This window comes from Pseudomonas poae, from assembly GCA_028869255.1.
In the GTDB taxonomy this organism is placed as follows: domain Bacteria; phylum Pseudomonadota; class Gammaproteobacteria; order Pseudomonadales; family Pseudomonadaceae; genus Aquipseudomonas; species Aquipseudomonas poae_C.
In genome coordinates this window covers 6,304,865-6,321,662 of record CP110972.1, presented here as the reverse complement: position 1 = coordinate 6,321,662, position 16,798 = coordinate 6,304,865, and the positions used below count along the sequence as shown (strand labels likewise).

Below are 16,798 nucleotides of genomic sequence, written 5' to 3'. Positions count from 1 at the left end.
ACGTCTGCCGCTCAGTGTTGCCACACCCTTATGGCTCACTTTCGGCGGGTAACGCCAACCACTTATGCACTTGCGAGGACTTTATGGCCCGTTTCGACCTGCAAAAACTCTACATTGACGGCGGCTACAGCGACGCTGGCAGCGATGCCACCTTCGAAGCCATCAACCCGGCTAACGGTGAAGTTCTCGCCCAAGTGCAACGCGCTACCAAGGAAGACGTTGAACGTGCCGTGGTCAGCGCTGAAAAAGGCCAGAAAATCTGGGCCGCGATGACCGCCATGGAGCGTTCGCGCATCCTGCGTCGTGCCGTCGACATCCTGCGCGAACGCAACGATGAACTGGCCGCCCTGGAAACCCTGGACACCGGTAAAGCATTCTCCGAAACCCAATACGTCGACATCGTCACCGGCGCCGACGTGCTGGAATACTACGCAGGCCTGGTGCCGGCCATCGAAGGCGAGCAGATCCCGTTGCGCGACACTTCGTTCGTCTACACCCGCCGCGAGCCGCTGGGCGTGGTGGCCGGTATCGGCGCGTGGAACTACCCGATCCAGATCGCCCTGTGGAAATCCGCTCCGGCCCTGGCTGCCGGTAACGCGATGATCTTCAAGCCGAGCGAAGTGACCTCGCTGACCACCCTGAAACTGGCCGAGATCTACACCGAAGCCGGCGTTCCAGCAGGTGTGTTCAACGTACTGACCGGCAGCGGTCGTGAGGTCGGCACCTGGCTGACCGAGCACCCGCGCATCGAGAAAGTCTCGTTCACCGGCGGCACCGACACCGGCAAAAAAGTCATGGCCAGCGCTTCCAGCTCGTCGCTCAAAGAAGTGACCATGGAACTGGGCGGCAAGTCGCCGCTGATCGTGTTCGAAGACGCCGACCTGGATCGCGCCGCCGACATCGCGATGATGGCCAACTTCTACAGCTCCGGCCAGGTCTGCACCAACGGCACTCGCGTGTTCGTGCCCAAGCACCTGCAAGCGGCTTTCGAAGCCAAGATCGTTGAGCGTGTTGCGCGCATTCGCGTCGGCAACCCGCAGGATGAGAACACCAACTTCGGCCCGCTGGTCAGCTTCGCCCACATGGAAAGCGTGCTCGGCTACATCGCCCAAGGCAAAGAACAAGGCGCCCGCGTGCTGTGCGGCGGCGACCGTCTGACCGATGGCGAATTCGCCAAAGGCGCCTACGTGGCTCCGACCGTGTTCACCGATTGCACCGACGAGATGACCATCGTCCGTGAAGAAATCTTCGGCCCGGTGATGAGCATCCTCACTTACGAGACCGAGGAAGAAGTGATCCGCCGCGCCAACGACACCGACTTCGGCCTGGCTGCCGGCCTTGTGACCAAAGACCTGAACCGCGCCCACCGCGTGATTCATCAGTTGGAAGCGGGTATCTGCTGGATCAACGCCTGGGGCGAGTCCGACGCCAAGATGCCAGTTGGCGGCTACAAGCAATCCGGTGTGGGCCGTGAGAACGGCATCAGCTCGCTGAACAACTTCACCCGCATCAAATCGGTACAGGTTGAGCTGGGCGATTACGCCTCAGTGTTCTAAGAACCCGGGCCTTGTATTGCCTGTGAGGCCGCCATCGGGGGCGAGCCCCCTCCCACATTTTGAATTGTGAATGCCTTCAAATGTGGGAGGGGGCTTGCCCCCGATGAGGCCCGACCTGACCACACTTCAAAGAGGGTGCATTTATGTCCCAAGAATACGATTACATCATTGTGGGTGCCGGCTCCGCCGGTAACACCCTGGCGACCCGTCTGACCGAAGACGAAGGCGTCACCGTTTTGCTGCTGGAAGCCGGTGGCCCGGACTACCGCCTCGACTTCCGTACCCAAATGCCGGCCGCCCTGGCGTTCCCGCTGCAAGGCCGCCGCTACAACTGGGCCTACGAAACCGACCCTGAGCCACACATGGACGGCCGCCGGATGGAATGCGGTCGCGGCAAGGGCCTGGGCGGTTCCTCGCTGATCAACGGCATGTGCTACATCCGTGGCAACGCCATGGACTACGACAACTGGTCGAAACTACCGGGTCTGGAAAACTGGACCTACCTCGACTGCCTGCCGTATTTCCGCAAGGCCGAAACCCGTGACATCGGCCCGAACGATTGGCACGGCGGCGATGGCCCGGTCAGCGTGACCACGCCAAAAGCCGGCAACAACCCGCTGTTCCACGCCATGGTTGAAGCCGGCGTACAGGCCGGTTACCCGCGCACCGAAGACTTGAACGGCTACCAGCAGGAAGGCTTTGGCCCGATGGACCGTACCGTCACGCCGAACGGCCGTCGCGCCAGCACCGCACGCGGTTATCTGGACACCGCTAAAAAGCGTTCGACCCTGACCATCGTCACCCACGCCCTTACCGACAAAGTGTTGTTCGAAGGCAAGCGTGCGGTTGGCGTGCGTTACCTGATCGGCGCCGCCGAAGAGCGCGTTGAAGCCCGCGCCCGTAAGGAAGTCCTGGTGTGCAGCGGCGCCATCGCATCGCCGCAGCTGCTGCAACGCTCCGGTGTGGGCCCGGCCAAACTGCTGGAAAGCCTCGACATCCCGGTGGTCCACGACCTGCCGGGCGTCGGCGAAAACCTGCAGGACCACCTCGAGCTGTACCTGCAATACGCCTGCACCCAACCGGTGTCGCTGTACCCGTCGCTGCTCTGGTACAACCAGCCGGCGATCGGTGCCGAGTGGCTGTTCAACGGTACCGGTATCGGCGCCAGCAACCAGTTCGAAGCCGGCGGTTTTATCCGTTCGCGCCCGGAATTCGAATGGCCGAACATCCAGTACCACTTCCTGCCAGTGGCGATTAACTACAACGGCAGCAATGGTGTGAAAGAGCACGGTTTCCAGGCACACATGGGCTCCATGCGTTCGCCAAGCCGTGGCCGCGTGCAACTGAAGTCGAAGAACCCACGGGACTACCCGAGCATCCTCTTCAACTACATGGCCACCGAGCAGGACTGGCAGGAATTTCGCGACGGCATCCGCCTGACCCGTGAAATCATGCAGCAGCCGGCGCTGGATCAATACCGTGGCCGCGAAATCAGCCCAGGTATTGAAGTGCAAACCGATGAGCAACTCGACAAGTTTATCCGCGAACACGCCGAAACCGCGTTCCACCCGTCGTGCTCCTGCAAAATGGGCACCGACGAGATGGCCGTCGTGGATGGCGAAGGCCGCGTGCATGGCATGCAGGGTCTGCGTGTGGTGGATGCGTCGATCATGCCGATCATCACCACCGGCAACCTGAACGCGCCGACGATCATGATCGCCGAGAAAATCGCCGACAAGATCCGTGGCCGCCAGCCGCTGCCACGCAGCACCGCCGACTACTACGTGGCAGGCGATGCGCCGGTGCGTGGCAAGCCGATGCGTGAAGTGGGCCCGACCGCGCAATAACTGAAACACTTTGTGGCGAGCGGGCTTGCCCGCGTTGGACTGCGTAGCGGCCCCAAAAATCTTGGGAGCGCTTCGCTCTCCGACGCGGGCAAGCCCGCTCGCCACAAAAGCGCGTTCGCCACAGACAGCAAGCCCCTTCAATACAAATGGTTGCCTCTCCTTGATCAGCTCCAAGCCCGGGCCTACTCTGTTTGCCTGCCCGCGCTGAGCCGCCCACAAGGAAGGCCCCATGTTCGACTACCACGCCACACTCAAGAAACAGTTCAGTGCCCTGCGCACCACCGCCGATTTCTTCTCCCTGCGTTACCTGCGCGAATCCGGCCAGTACCTGTCGGTGCGCAAAAACGTCGCCGAACCGCCACACCTGAACCACGACGAAGGCGCGATGCTCACCGTGCGTGTCAACGGCGTGGAAGCCTACGCCGCGACCCACGATATTTCCCTGCGCGGCCTGCAAGCCGCACTCGAGCGTGCCGAACAGCAAGCGCGCCTGATCAAGCCCCATGCCTTGCTCGACCTGCGCGATCAACAGGTGTCCAGCGACGTCGCCGACTACCTGTCCCCCAACCTTGAGCAAACCTTTCCGTCCTTGAGCGACTGCTACCAATTGCTCGGCGACGAATCAGCCGCCGTGCCCCAGGACGAGCGCCTGGTGAACTGGGAAGTCAGCCTCGGCCTGACACACGTGGAACAGATCTACCTCAACAGTGCCGGCGCCGAATTGCGCCAGGCCCAGCGCTTTGTGTTCCCCGGCGTGAATGTCACGGCCTACGACGGCAACGACAGCCAATCGCGTACCCTGGGCGGCAGCAACTTCGGCCAGCAAGGCGGGTTTGACGTGATCAACCGCTTCGGCCTGGTCGGCGCCGCGCCGCGCATCGCTGACGAAGCCCTGCAACTGCTGCTCGCACCGAACACCCCCCAGGGCACACGTGACCTGCTGCTGATGCCCGATCAGATGATCCTGCAGATCCACGAATCCATCGGCCACCCGCTGGAGCTGGATCGCATCCTGGGCGATGAGCGCAATTACGCCGGCACCAGCTTCGTCAAGGCCGAGGACTTCGGCCACCTGCAATATGGCTCCAAACTGCTCAATGTGACGTTCGACCCGGACATCCCCGAACAACTCGCCAGCTACAGCCATGACGACGATGGCACCCACGCCAGCAAGCAGTTCCTGATCCGCGAGGGGCTGCTGCTCAAGCCTTTGGGCGGTGCGTTGTCGCAATTTCGCTCGGGCATGAGCGGGGTGGCCAACAGCCGCGCCAGCAGTTGGAACCGCCCACCGATCGACCGCATGGCCAACCTGAATATCGAGGCCGGCGACCAGAGCCTGGCGCAACTGATTGGCGGTATCGAAAACGGCATCCTGATGTCGACCAACCGTTCGTGGTCCATTGACGATGCGCGTAATAAATTCCAGTTCGGCTGCGAATGGGGCCAACTGATTGAAAACGGTGAGCTGAAGGGCGTGGTGAAAAACCCCAACTACCGGGCGATTTCCGCGCAGTTCTGGCGCAACCTCAGCGCGGTGGGCGACGCCAGCACCTTCAAGGTACTGGGCACGCCGAACTGCGGCAAAGGCGAACCCAACCAGGTGATCCGCGTAGGCCATGCATCGCCGGCCTGCGTATTCAGCAACGTTGACGTATTTGGGGGAGATGCCTGATGCAGAATTTCAAGGCATTGGTGGAGTGGCTCAAGCAGGCCATCACCGACAAGGAACAATTTCACCTCGGCTACGCGGACGAGTCCTCCGAATTCGTACGCTTGAACCACGCCAAGGTGCGCCAGGCCGGCCAGGTGCAGCAGGCCAGCCTCACCCTGAAGCTGATCAACGACGGGCGCCATGCCGACCTCGGCATCACCCTCGCCGGTGAGCCCGAGCTGGACCGCCAGCGCCTCGCCGACGGCTTGCAGCAACTGCGCGAAACCTTGCCGCTGCTGCCCCATGACCCGTACCTGTTGCTTAACCACAACGCCTGGCAAAGCCACAACGAACAGGCTCGACCGCTGCCCGAACTGGCCCAGGTACTCGAGGAAATCAGCCAGGCGGCAGAGGGTGTCGACCTGGTCGGTTTCTATGCCGCAGGCCCTATCAGCCGTGGCTTTGCCAGCTCGAACGGGGCGTTCGGCTGGCATCAGGCCAACAGCTTCAACTTCGATTTCAGCCTGTTCCACGCCAATGGCGAGGCGGTGAAAGCCAGCTACGCCGGTGATGAATGGAACAGCGTCGAGTTCGCCCGCCGCTTCCAGCTGGCCCGCGAACAGTTGGAATTCCTCGGCCGCCCATTGCACACACTGGCGCCCGGGGAATACCGCGCCTACCTGGCACCGGCCGCGCTGGAAGAGATCATCAGCATCATCACCTGGGGTGGGTTTTCCGCCCAGGCCATCGCCAGCAAAGGCAGCGCCTTGCAGCGGCTGTACGCCGGTGAGCAGCACCTCAGCCCGCTGGTGACGGTGAAAGAACAGATCAGCGGTTCCCTGAGCCAGGCGTTCTCCAGCGAAGGCTACCCGCGCAACGATGTGACGCTGATCAATGCCGGCACTGCCTGCGGCCAACTGGTGAATTCGCGCAGCGCCGCCGAATATGGCCTAAGCGCCAACGGCGCCAGCAGCGACGAGTCCCCCAGCGCCTTGCAGATGGCGGCGGGCGAGCTGGCCCAGGCCGATATCCTCAAGCAACTGGGCACCGGGCTCTACATCAGTAACCTGTGGTACCTGAACTACTCCGACCTGCCCGCAGCGCGGCTGACCGGCATGACGCGCTTCGCCACGTTCTGGGTGGAAGACGGCGTGATCAAGGCACCGGTCAGCACCATGCGCTTCGATGACAGCGTCTACCAACTGCTGGGTTCGCAGCTGGAAGCACTGACCGCTGATCGGGAACTGCTGCTGTCGGCCAGCACGTACGGCCAGCGCAACACCGCGTCCAATCTGCTGCCGGGCGCCCTGGTAAAACGCCTTACCCTCACCTTATAAGCACCGCTACTCCCGTGTGGGAGCTGGCTTGCCTGCGATGGCATCACTGCGGTGTAACTGATACACCGAGGTGTCTGCATCGCAGGCAAGCCAGCTCCCACATTGTCTTGTGTTGTTTTCAGACGCCTCGCCTCGCCCCTTCCTACCGCTAAATCTCATATCAAACGGCTCTCCCCACGGCCTGTTGTCGCCCGCAAAAAACCTCGCTATAAGGGTTAGTGGCATCCCGCCACCCTACCAACCAGAGCACGACCTTGCCCGGGAAGGGCAAGCTGGAGCGTTGACATGAACCATGGAAGTTTTGTCATAGAGAAGCTGTTCAAGCACTACAACGTTCATGTTGAGCAACTGGGTACAGACCCGCAAAAAAAAACCGTGCTGATGGTCAATGGCGCGCTGTCCACCACACGCTCCTTTGCCCGCACCAGCAAATGCCTGGCCGAGCACTTCAATGTGCTGCTGTTCGATTTGCCGTTCTCCGGCTATTCACGCGAACACAATACCGACCTCGACCTGGTGACCAAGGACGACGAAGTGCAGATCCTGCGGGCGCTGGTGGAGCGCTTTCAGGTCAACCATCTGGTATCGGCCTCCTGGGGCGGCATCTCCACGTTGCTGACCCTGGCGCACAACCCGCCGTCCATCGAAAGCTCGGTGGTGATGGCCCTGGCACCCAACCTCAACCAGGCCATGCTCGATTATGTGGAGCGCGTGCGCGTGCTGATCGAGGCCGATGACAAATCCGCCGTCGGCCATCTGCTCAACGAGACCGTCGGCAAATACTTGTCGCCGCGCCTCAAGCGCAATAACCATCGCCACCTGTCGAACATGGCCACCACCGAGTACCGCCAGGCGCGCTTTCATATCCACCGAGGTACTGGCCCTGGGCGATGGCAACTACCTGCCGGCGCTCACCCGGATTGAAACCCCGGTGCACTTCCTCAACGGTACGCTGGACGAATACACCCCCGCCGCCGATGCCCAGCTGTTCAAACAATACGTAGGCCGCAGCAGCTTTGCCGTGGCCGAACACACCGGTCATCTGCTGGACCTGGAGTCCCGCGAGGCGGCCCTGGCGGTGCACCGTGCGTTGTTGGATTTCCTGGTGGGCGAGCACGCAACGGTGTCGGAATTAGACGAACAGCCTGTGGGAAAAGGAGCGACGAATGGCGCATAATCGCCGACACATAGCCTGCTAACAAAAAGGTAACCCATGCCCAATCGTGCCCCCCTCGATGCCAAGACCGCCCGCTGGCTGCCCTGGGTGGTCGCGATTGCCTTCTTTATGCAGTCGCTGGATGGGACGATTCTCAACACGGCACTGCCGGCCATGGCCCGAGACCTGGCGGAAAACCCACTGCGCATGCAAGGGGTGGTGATCGCCTACATGCTCACCGTGGCCTTGCTGATCCCGGCGTCGGGCTGGGTCGCTGACCGCTTCGGCACCAAAAAAATCTTCTTCGGCGCGATCATGCTGTTCAGCATCGGCTCCTTGCTGTGTGCCTTGTCCAGCAGCCTCACGATGCTGGTCGGCGCACGGGTGATCCAGGGCCTGGGCGGTGCGCTGATGCTGCCGGTCGGCCGGCTCGTGGTACTGCGCGCCTACCCCCGCTCCGAACTGGTGCGGATCATGGGTTTTATCACCATCCCCGGGCTGCTCGGCCCGTTGCTCGGCCCGACCATGGGCGGCTGGATGGTGCAATACCTGACCTGGCACTGGATCTTCCTGATCAACCTGCCCGTGGGCATGATCGGCTGCTACGCCGTGTGGAAACTGATTCCCGACCTGCGCGGCAGCGAGCGGACGCGGTTTGACAGTGTGGGGTTTGTGCTGTTCGGCGCGGCGATGGTGCTGATCACCATCGCCATGGAGGGCCTGGGCGAACTGCACCTGCCGCACCTGCGGGTGATGTTGCTGCTGTTCGGTGGGCTGGCGTGCCTGGCGGCGTACTGGCTGCGTGCCGGGCATATCGATAACCCGCTGTTTTCGCCGGTGCTGTTCAAGACCCGCACCTTTGCGGTGGGCATCCTCGGCAACCTGTTTGCGCGCCTGGGCAGTGGCGCGCTGCCGTTTCTGGTGCCGCTGCTGCTGCAGGTGGCGCTGGGTTATTCACCCTCGGAAGCCGGCATGAGCATGCTGCCCCTGGCGGCGGCGGCGATGTTTGCCAAGTCCATTGCACGGCCACTGATCGAACGCCTGGGCTACCGCATTGTGCTGACCGGCAACACCCTGGCGCTGGGCATCATGCTGGCCAGTATGGGCTTGGTCAGCGAGCACACGCCCTACCCGCTGCTGCTGTGCATGCTGGCGATCCTGGGGGCGATCAACTCGCTGCAATTTACCGCGATGAACACCGTCACCCTGATTGACCTCGACGACGCCCAGGCCAGCAGCGGCAACAGTCTGCTCTCGGTGGTGGCGCAATTGTCCCTGAGCCTGGGGGTGGCCTGCGCCGGTGCACTGCTGGGCGGGTTCACCGCTGAGGCGGGCAATGACGGGGTGGACAGCGTGCTCGGCGCCTTCCAGCTGACCTTCCTCACCGTGGGCATCATGGCGATGCTGGCGGCGGCGATCTTCCTGCAATTGTCGCCAAAAGACGGCAAACGCGTGGTCAGTCGTGAGCACGACATTGAGCATTGAAGCAGCTGCAAGCCCCAAGTTATTAGCCTCAGGCTTGCGGCTTGAAGCTGATAACTTGAGGCGGCCCCTCTACTCCTCGTCGAGAACATACAAAGAAACCCTAGGGGGCCTGCTACACTGCGCGACATTTTGTTTTGCAGAGCCAGTCCCGTGACTACCATCGCCACCGCTTTTAATACTTTGCCGCTCTCCGCCGCCATGCTGGCTAACCTCGACTCGCTGGGTTATGTCGAGATGACGCAGATCCAGGCGCAAAGCTTGCCGGTGATCCTCAAGGGGCTGGACCTGATTGCCCAGGCCAAGACCGGCAGCGGCAAGACCGCCGCCTTCGGCATCGGCCTGCTGAACCCGATCAACCCGCGCTATTTCGGCTGCCAGGCCCTGGTCATGTGCCCGACCCGCGAGCTGGCCGACCAGGTGGCCAAGGAAATCCGCCGCCTGGCCCGCGCCGAAGACAACATCAAGGTGCTGACCCTGTGCGGCGGCGTGTCCCTGGGCCCGCAGATCGCCTCGCTGGAGCATGGCGCCCACGTCATCGTCGGCACCCCGGGCCGCATCCAGCAGCACCTGCGCAAAGGTTCGCTGGTGCTGGACGGCTTGAACACGCTGATCCTCGATGAAGCCGACCGCATGCTCGACATGGGTTTCTACGACGCCATCGAAGACATCATCAGCAAGACCCCGGCCCGTCGCCAGACCCTGCTGTTCTCGGCCACCTACCCGGTGAGCATCAAGCAGCTGGCGTCCAAGTTCATGCGTGCGCCGCAGCAAGTGAAGGCCGAAGCCTTCCACTCCGACGACCAGATCGAGCAGCGTTTCTACGAGATTTCCCCGGAAGAGCGCATGGACGCGGTGACCAAGGTCCTGGCGCACTTCCGTCCGGCTTCCTGCGTGGCCTTCTGCTTTACCAAGCAGCAAGTGCAGGAAACCGTGGATCACCTGACTGCCAAGGGCATTTCCGCGGTTGGCCTGCATGGCGACCTGGAACAACGCGACCGTGACCAGGTGCTGGCGATGTTCGCCAACCGTAGCACCTCCGTACTGGTGGCCACCGACGTCGCCGCCCGTGGCCTGGACATTGACTCGCTGGACATGGTGATCAACGTCGAACTGGCCCGCGATTCGGAAATCCACATCCACCGTGTAGGCCGTACCGGCCGTGCCGGTGAGACCGGTATCGCGATCAGCCTGGTGGCACCGTCCGAAGCGCATCGCGCCCAGGCCATCGAGCAACTGCAGAAGTCGCCGCTGAACTGGGACCAACTGGACAACCTCAAGCCGCAAAGCGGTGGCCCGTTGTTGCCGCAGATGAGCACCCTGTGCATCGCCGCCGGCCGTAAAGACAAGGTTCGCCCGGGCGACATCCTCGGCGCGTTGACCGGTGAAGCCGGCATCCCGGGTGCCCAGGTCGGCAAGATCGCGATCTTCGACTTCCAGGCCTTCGTGGCCGTGGAACGCGGCATCGCCAAGCAGGCGTTGCAGCGTTTGAACGACGGCAAGATCAAAGGCCGTTCGTTGCGCGTGCGGATCCTGTAAAGATCTCAAGCTATACAGAGATCAAAAAATGTGGGAGCGGGCTTGCTCGCGAATACGGAGTGTCAGTCACCGAATCTGTCGACTGATACACCGCATTCGCGAGCAAGCCCGCTCCCACATTTAACTGTATTCCAATTCAGAATTTGTATGAGGACACCGTTTTGCGCTCGACCGAAGTTGTGATCATTGGCGCCGGCGCCGCAGGCTTGATGTGCGCGCTGACCGCCGCTGGGCGGGGGCGCAAGGTGATGTTGATCGACCATGCGAACAAGGCCGGCAAAAAGATCCTGATGTCGGGCGGTGGCCGCTGCAATTTCACCAATATGTACACCGAGCCGGCCAACTTCCTCTCGCACAATGCGCACTTCTGCAAGTCGGCCCTGGCGCGCTATACCCAATGGGATTTTATCGGGCTGGTGGCCAAGCACGGCGTGCCGTACCACGAGAAGAAACTCGGCCAGCTGTTCTGCGATAACAAATCCAGCGACATCCTCGGCATGCTGCTGGACGAGTGCATCCAGACCGGCGTAAGCCTGCACCTGGACACCTCGATCGAGGAAATCGCCAAAGTCGACGGCGGCTATCAGTTGCAGACTACCCTGGGTGAACTGCGCTGCGAATCGCTGGTGATTGCCACCGGTGGCCTGTCAATTCCTACGCTCGGCGCTACCGGTTTTGGTTACCAGGTGGCCAAGCAGTTCGGCCATGAACTGCTGCCGACCCGCGCCGGGCTGGTGCCGTTCACCATCACCGACCAGCTCAAGGAAGTGTGTGGCGAGCTGTCCGGCACCTCGGTCGATTGCCTGGTCAGCTGCAACAACCAGAGCTTTCGCGAAAACATCCTGTTTACCCACCGTGGCCTCAGCGGCCCGGCGATTTTGCAGATTTCCTCATACTGGGAACCCGGCGACACGCTTGAAATCAACCTGCTGCCCGACCACGACGCGCACACCTGGCTGCAACAGCAACAGGTCGAACGCCCTAACAGCGAGTTGAAAACCCTGCTGGGCGAGATCTTCACCAAGAAGATGGCCAATCTGCTGGCGGAGACCTGGTTCGCGTCCAAGCCGATGAAGCAGTACACCCACGCCGAAGTGGCCGATATCGCGCAAAAACTGGCGAGCTGGCAACTGGTGCCGGCGGGCACCGAGGGTTACCGCACGGCGGAGGTGACATTGGGCGGGGTGGACACGCGGGAAGTGTCGTCCAAGACCATGGAATCGCTGAAAAGCCCTGGTTTGTACTTTATCGGCGAAGTGCTGGATGTGACCGGTCACCTCGGCGGGTTCAATTTCCAGTGGGCGTGGGCTTCCGGCTACGCGGCCGCGCAATACGCCTGATACAAACCTCAAACTTGAAGTGTAATTCCCTGTGGGAGCTGGCTTGCCTGCGATAGCGGTAGTGAATCCAACATCGCTATCGCAGGCAAGCCAGCTCCCACACTAGTTTTGTGGTGGTCTGTAGACAGTGGCGGGAATAAATTTCGCTGCTGGATGTGATCGCCACGCTTGCCGTGACGTCCTTGATAGCTCAATTTAACGGCATCGTCCCGGAAGACTCCAGACTTCATGTCATCGACCTCGTTCAAGCAGTCCATGCGGCGCCTGTGGGCGCTGGATAAATTCAGTTACAGCGTACGGGTATTCATCGCCCTCACCGGCAGCATGGCGCTGTGCTGGTATCAGGATGAAATGACGCTGCTGATCCCGTTGTTCCTGGGGATTATCGCCAGCGCCCTGGCCGAGACCGATGACAGCTGGCAAGGCCGCCTGAATGCCCTGGCGGTGACACTGGTGTGTTTCAGCATCGCCGCGCTGTCGGTGGAGCTGCTGTTCCCTTACCCCTGGATCTTTGCGATCGCCCTGGCCCTGGCCAGTTTCTGCCTGACCATGCTCGGGGCGCTGGGCGAGCGCTATGGCGCGATTGCCTCGGCGACACTGATCCTCTCGGTGTACACCATGATCGGCGTGGACCAGCGCGGCGGCGCGGTCTCGGACTTCTGGCACGAACCCCTGCTGCTGGTGGCCGGCGCCGCCTGGTATGGGGTGCTCTCGGTGCTGTGGCAGGCGTTGTTTTCCAATCAGCCGGTGCAGCAGAGCCTGGCGCGGTTGTTCCGCGAGTTGGGGCGTTACCTCAAGCTCAAGTCGTCGCTGTTCGAGCCGATCCGCCAGCTGGATGTGGAAGCACGCCGCCTGGAACTGGCCCAGCAGAACGGCCGCGTGGTGGCGGCGCTGAATGCCGCGAAGGAAATCATCCTGCACCGCGTAGGCAATGGTCGCCCAGGCTCGAAGGTCAGCCGCTACCTGAAGCTGTACTTCCTGGCCCAGGACATCCATGAGCGCGCCAGTTCCTCCCATTACCCCTACAACGCACTGGCCGACGCCTTCTTCCACAGCGATGTGCTGTTCCGCTGCCAGCGGCTGCTGCGCCAGCAAGGCAAGGCGTGCCAGACCCTGGGCGAGTCGATCCAGCTGCGCCAGCCGTTCATTTATGACGACAGCTTCGCCGAAGCCCTGGGCGACCTGAACGCCTCGCTGGAACACCTGCGCATCCAGAGCAACCCGGCCTGGCGCGGCCTGCTGCGCTCGTTGCGCGCCCTGGCGGCCAACCTGTCGACCCTTGACCGCCTGCTCGGCGACGCCAGCAACCCCGACGCCCTGGCCGATGCCACCGACAGCAACCTGCTGGACCGCGCCCCGCGCAACCTCAAGGAAATGTGGACCCGCCTGCGTACGCAGTTGACGCCGACCTCATTGCTGTTCCGTCACGCCTTGCGCCTGGCCCTGGCGCTGACCGTGGGTTACGGCACCCTGCACGCGATCCACGCGTCGCAGGGTTACTGGATCATCCTCACCACGCTGTTTGTGTGCCAACCGAACTACGGCGCGACCCGGCGCAAGCTCGGCCAGCGGATTATCGGCACCGCCATCGGCCTGACCGTGGCCTGGGCGCTGTTCGACCTGTTCCCAAGCCCGCTGGTGCAATCGATGTTCGCCATCGCCGCCGGCCTGGTGTTCTTTATCAACCGCACCACCCGCTACACCCTGGCCACGGCCGCGATCACCCTGATGGTGCTGTTCTGCTTCAACCAGGTGGGCGATGGCTACGGGCTGTTCCTGCCGCGCCTGTTCGATACCTTGCTCGGCAGCCTGATCGCGGGCCTGGCGGTGTTCCTCTTCCTGCCGGACTGGCAAGGCCGACGCCTGAACAAAGTGCTGGCCAACACCCTGACCTGCAACAGCATCTACCTGCGACAAATCATGCAGCAATACGCCGCCGGCAAGAGCGATGACCTGGCCTATCGCCTGGCCCGGCGCAACGCGCACAACGCCGATGCGGCGCTGTCCACCACGCTGGCGAATATGCTGATGGAGCCGGGGCACTTCCGTAAGGAAGCGGACGTGGGGTTCCGCTTCCTGGTGTTGTCCCACACCTTGCTCAGCTACTTGTCCGGCCTGGGCGCGCACCGCGAAACCCAACTGCCGGCCGAGGTGCGCGAGCACCTGATCGACGGCGCCGGGAATAGCCTGGCGGCGAGCATTGATGAAATCGCCACGGGGCTGGCGAACAAACAGCCGATTGCGATCCAGAGCGATGCCGAGGAAGCCCTGGCGGCGGACCTGGAACAGATGCCGGATGAGATTGATGAAGGCCAACGGTTGGTGCAGACACAGTTGGCATTGATTTGCCGGCAGTTGGGGCCGCTCAGGACGTTGGCGGCGCATCTGATCAAGGACACCAGCGCGGCTTGAATCGCCATCGCAGGCAAGCCAGCTCCCACATTTTTGAATTGCGAATACCTTCAAGTGTGGGAGCTGGCTTGCCTGCGATGGGGCCCCTAACAACCCTACATCCCATGCTGCTTCATCAACCGCTGATAACTGCCGTCCTCCTTCATCCTGGCAATCTCACGATCGAAGCTGGCGACGATCTGTTCGTGCTGTGGGTTCTTCAGGCTGACCAGAATATGCAGGCTGTTTTCGCTCAGCGGTGTGGGTAAAAACTCCACCGCATTGCGCACCCGCGCCGATTCACGCGCCAGGTAATAGCGCGCCACATATTCATCCTCCAGCGTCAGCCGCACCCGCTGCGCCGCGAGCATGCGCACGGCCATGGCGAAGTTATGCACAGGGACTTTCTGCAACTGCGCATCCGCATCGAAGGCCGCCGAATACGCATACCCGCGCACCACCGCGATGGGGGCATCGTGCAATTGCGCAAGGTTCTGGAATTCGATGGGGTCGTCACGCCGCTTGATGAACCGCACGCGGTTAAGCAGGTATTCGCTGGAGAACTGGCCCAGCTGCGTACGTGCATCGTCGTACCAGGCGTTGATCAGCACGTCATAGCGCCCGTCGCCAACGCCCATCAGCGCCCGGGCCCAGGGCACCTGCTCGAAATCACTGGCGTAGCCCGCACGAGCCAGGGCCGTGCTGACAATGTCGGTGGCCAGGCCGCCATTGATCAGGGTGGAATCGGTAAAGGGTGGCCACGCATCCGCTACCAGGCGCAAACGCTGTGCGACAGCAGGCTGGGCCAGCAATAACACTCCAATCAAAGCAACGGCACGAGAGAATCGCGGCATGCTCAAAGTCCTTGGCAGGCAGGCGGTGGCCTTAACTCAGGCGGCACCTGAGGTGTTAACAGTAGCTCAGATTACACAAAGAAACGGGTGGCGAACCCACACAATGATGGCAAATTGATTTCACTCACAAAAATAGCTGATTTTAGACAGCGTTGCCCGCCACGCTTACTATCGGCAACAGACATTTACGCGAGAACACAGCATGGCAGTCGATTGGGTTTGCAAACATCACGATGACCTGGGCAAGGAGCAGCTCTATGCCATTTTGCGCCTGCGCAACGAGGTCTTTGTGGTGGAACAGAAATGCCTGTATCAGGACCTCGACGGGCAGGACCTGTCCGGCGACACCCACCACTTGATGGCCTGGCAAGACAATGAATTGGTGGCGTACCTGCGCCTGCTGGACCCGCAATCCCAGGGCGGCGATGTGGTGATCGGCCGGGTGATCGTCGCGCCGGTGGCACGCGGCACCGGGCTGGGGCATCAGATGATGAACGAGGCGCTTAAGCAGATTGAAAAAATCTGGCCCGAAACGCCGATCTTTCTGTCAGCCCAGGCGCACCTGCAGGGGTATTACGGGCGGTACGGGTTTGTGGTGGCGGGTGAGGAATACCTGGAGGATGACATTCCACACATCGGTATGCGCCGGATTTAATCAATCTCCCGACAACTGAGGCCCTCTGTGGCGAGCGAGCTTGCTCGCGTTGGGCCGCGAAGCGGCCCCATTGGGGCCAACGCACTGTGCCAGGCATTACCAGGCGCCTGGTTTGGGGCTGCTGCGCAGCCCAACGCGAGCAAGCTCGCTCGCCACATGAAGCCTTCAGGGGTAGTCCAGGACGTGCTTGATCGCCGCCAGATTAGCCTCGATCCAGCGCCGGTCAATCGCCCCCCAGTCACGAATCCGATAGTGCCCCGCATGGTTGCGGGCACCGTCTTGCTGCTCGAACTCACACACGATGTCCAGGTCGGCCAACGCCGCAATCGTGTCCTGTGCCGTGCGCCGGGGCATGCCGGTGGCATCGGTCAGCGCCGGCACACTGTTGGCGTGGCCGCTGTCGATCAGGTAGGCCACGTACAGGCGGCGGTAAAAGCTGCTTTTGGTCTTGCTCACATCCATGGTGGTCGCCTTGTGCGGTCAGGGCTTGCCCTGCAGGTCGCGATACGTGAGGTACACCCGCAGGTCGAATTCCACCTGATGGTAGCCGGGCATCATGTAGTCGCAGAGTTTGTAGAACGCCTTGTTGTGGTCCGATTCCTTGAAGTGCGCCAGCTCATGCACCACGATCATGCGCAGAAATTCCGGCGCGGCCTCCTTGAACAACGCGGCGATACGGATCTCTTTCTTGGCTTTGAGGTTGCCGCCCTGCACCCGGGAAATCGTGGTGTGCAGGCCCAGGGCGCGGTGGGTCAGGTCCAGGCGGTTATCGAACAGCACCTTGTCGATGGCCGGCGCGTTGCGCAGGTGTTCCTGTTTCAAGGCCAATGCGTAGGCATACAGCGCTTTGTCGCTCTGCACGGCGTGGCGTTCAGGATAACGCTGGTCCAGGTAGGCGCCCAACTGGTCCTTGGCGATCAGTTGGCGCACTTGCTCCTGAAGGGCAGCGGGGTAGGCCTGGAGGTATTTCAGCGCGGTCATGGGGTCTGC

General features: G+C 61.9%; 12 protein-coding genes and 1 pseudogene. 10 read left to right on the top strand and 3 right to left on the bottom strand.

Annotation, left to right across the window (positions count from 1 at the left end; all coding sequences use genetic code 11):
* Positions 1 to 83: 83 nt before the first annotated feature.
* From betB to yccS, 9 genes and pseudogenes are all read left to right on the top strand, one after another.
* On the top strand, positions 84 to 1,556 hold the full coding sequence (betB, locus tag LRS56_28690) for a betaine-aldehyde dehydrogenase (GenBank protein ID WDU62644.1): 1,473 nt from the start codon (positions 84 to 86) through the stop codon (positions 1,554 to 1,556).
* 143 nt (positions 1,557 to 1,699) lie between these two features.
* The gene (gene betA, locus LRS56_28685; GenBank protein WDU62643.1) at positions 1,700 to 3,403 is read left to right on the top strand and encodes a choline dehydrogenase; all 1,704 of its coding nucleotides are present in this window, start codon (positions 1,700 to 1,702) and stop codon (positions 3,401 to 3,403) included.
* A gap of 229 nt (positions 3,404 to 3,632) precedes the next feature.
* On the top strand, positions 3,633 to 5,075 hold the full coding sequence (locus LRS56_28680; protein WDU62642.1) for a TldD/PmbA family protein: 1,443 nt from the start codon (positions 3,633 to 3,635) through the stop codon (positions 5,073 to 5,075).
* A complete protein-coding gene (locus tag LRS56_28675; GenBank protein WDU62641.1) occupies positions 5,075 to 6,391 on the top strand; it encodes a TldD/PmbA family protein in 1,317 nt (438 codons plus the stop codon). The genes LRS56_28680 and LRS56_28675 overlap by 1 nt, the downstream gene beginning before the upstream one ends.
* 285 nt (positions 6,392 to 6,676) lie before the next feature.
* Positions 6,677 to 7,568: pseudogene (locus LRS56_28670) on the top strand (alpha/beta hydrolase).
* 36 nt (positions 7,569 to 7,604) lie between these two features.
* Positions 7,605 to 9,032 carry a multidrug transporter subunit MdtD gene (gene mdtD, locus LRS56_28665; GenBank protein ID WDU62640.1) on the top strand — a complete coding sequence of 476 codons (1,428 nt, stop codon included), beginning with the start codon at positions 7,605 to 7,607 and terminating at the stop codon, positions 9,030 to 9,032.
* A 198-nt stretch (positions 9,033 to 9,230) separates the two neighbouring features.
* Positions 9,231 to 10,568, top strand: coding sequence for an ATP-dependent RNA helicase DbpA (gene dbpA, locus LRS56_28660; protein ID WDU65828.1), 1,338 nt, complete (start codon positions 9,231 to 9,233; stop codon positions 10,566 to 10,568).
* A 161-nt stretch (positions 10,569 to 10,729) separates the two neighbouring features.
* Entirely contained in the window at positions 10,730 to 11,908 is a 1,179-nt protein-coding gene (locus LRS56_28655) for an NAD(P)/FAD-dependent oxidoreductase (GenBank protein WDU62639.1), read from the top strand.
* Positions 11,909 to 12,136: 228 nt separating this feature from the next.
* The gene (gene yccS / locus LRS56_28650; protein WDU62638.1) at positions 12,137 to 14,320 is read left to right on the top strand and encodes a YccS family putative transporter; all 2,184 of its coding nucleotides are present in this window, start codon (positions 12,137 to 12,139) and stop codon (positions 14,318 to 14,320) included.
* Positions 14,321 to 14,415: 95 nt separating this feature from the next.
* Here yccS and LRS56_28645 read toward each other — a convergent pair whose 3' ends face one another.
* Positions 14,416 to 15,153, bottom strand: coding sequence for a transporter substrate-binding domain-containing protein (locus tag LRS56_28645; GenBank protein WDU62637.1), 738 nt, complete (start codon positions 15,151 to 15,153; stop codon positions 14,416 to 14,418).
* 202 nt (positions 15,154 to 15,355) lie between these two features.
* Here LRS56_28645 and LRS56_28640 point away from each other — a divergent pair, with 202 nt between their 5' ends.
* A complete protein-coding gene (locus tag LRS56_28640) occupies positions 15,356 to 15,808 on the top strand; it encodes a GNAT family N-acetyltransferase (protein WDU62636.1) in 453 nt (150 codons plus the stop codon).
* 165 nt (positions 15,809 to 15,973) lie between these two features.
* Here LRS56_28640 and LRS56_28635 read toward each other — a convergent pair whose 3' ends face one another.
* Both LRS56_28635 and LRS56_28630 read right to left on the bottom strand, forming a co-directional pair.
* A complete protein-coding gene (locus LRS56_28635; protein WDU62635.1) occupies positions 15,974 to 16,270 on the bottom strand; it encodes a winged helix-turn-helix domain-containing protein in 297 nt (98 codons plus the stop codon).
* Positions 16,271 to 16,288: 18 nt separating this feature from the next.
* Positions 16,289 to 16,789 (bottom strand): M48 family metallopeptidase, encoded by a 501-nt coding sequence (locus LRS56_28630; GenBank protein ID WDU62634.1) that lies wholly within the window; start codon positions 16,787 to 16,789, stop codon positions 16,289 to 16,291.
* Positions 16,790 to 16,798: the final 9 nt, after the last annotated feature.

Bases quoted from the DNA above. Each gene is read 5' to 3' on its own strand.
- LRS56_28630 (WDU62634.1), bottom strand. From the start codon at position 16,789: ATGACCGCGCTGAAATACCTCCAGGCCTACCCCGCTGCCCTTCAGGAG.
- betA (WDU62643.1), top strand. From the start codon at position 1,700: ATGTCCCAAGAATACGATTACATCATTGTGGGTGCCGGCTCCGCCGGT.
- LRS56_28640 (WDU62636.1), top strand. From the start codon at position 15,356: ATGGCAGTCGATTGGGTTTGCAAACATCACGATGACCTGGGCAAGGAG.
- betB (WDU62644.1), top strand. From the start codon at position 84: ATGGCCCGTTTCGACCTGCAAAAACTCTACATTGACGGCGGCTACAGC.
- mdtD (WDU62640.1), top strand. From the start codon at position 7,605: ATGCCCAATCGTGCCCCCCTCGATGCCAAGACCGCCCGCTGGCTGCCC.
- LRS56_28675 (WDU62641.1), top strand. From the start codon at position 5,075: ATGCAGAATTTCAAGGCATTGGTGGAGTGGCTCAAGCAGGCCATCACC.
- dbpA (WDU65828.1), top strand. From the start codon at position 9,231: ATGCTGGCTAACCTCGACTCGCTGGGTTATGTCGAGATGACGCAGATC.
- LRS56_28635 (WDU62635.1), bottom strand. From the start codon at position 16,270: ATGGATGTGAGCAAGACCAAAAGCAGCTTTTACCGCCGCCTGTACGTG.
- yccS (WDU62638.1), top strand. From the start codon at position 12,137: ATGTCATCGACCTCGTTCAAGCAGTCCATGCGGCGCCTGTGGGCGCTG.
- LRS56_28645 (WDU62637.1), bottom strand. From the start codon at position 15,153: ATGCCGCGATTCTCTCGTGCCGTTGCTTTGATTGGAGTGTTATTGCTG.
- LRS56_28680 (WDU62642.1), top strand. From the start codon at position 3,633: ATGTTCGACTACCACGCCACACTCAAGAAACAGTTCAGTGCCCTGCGC.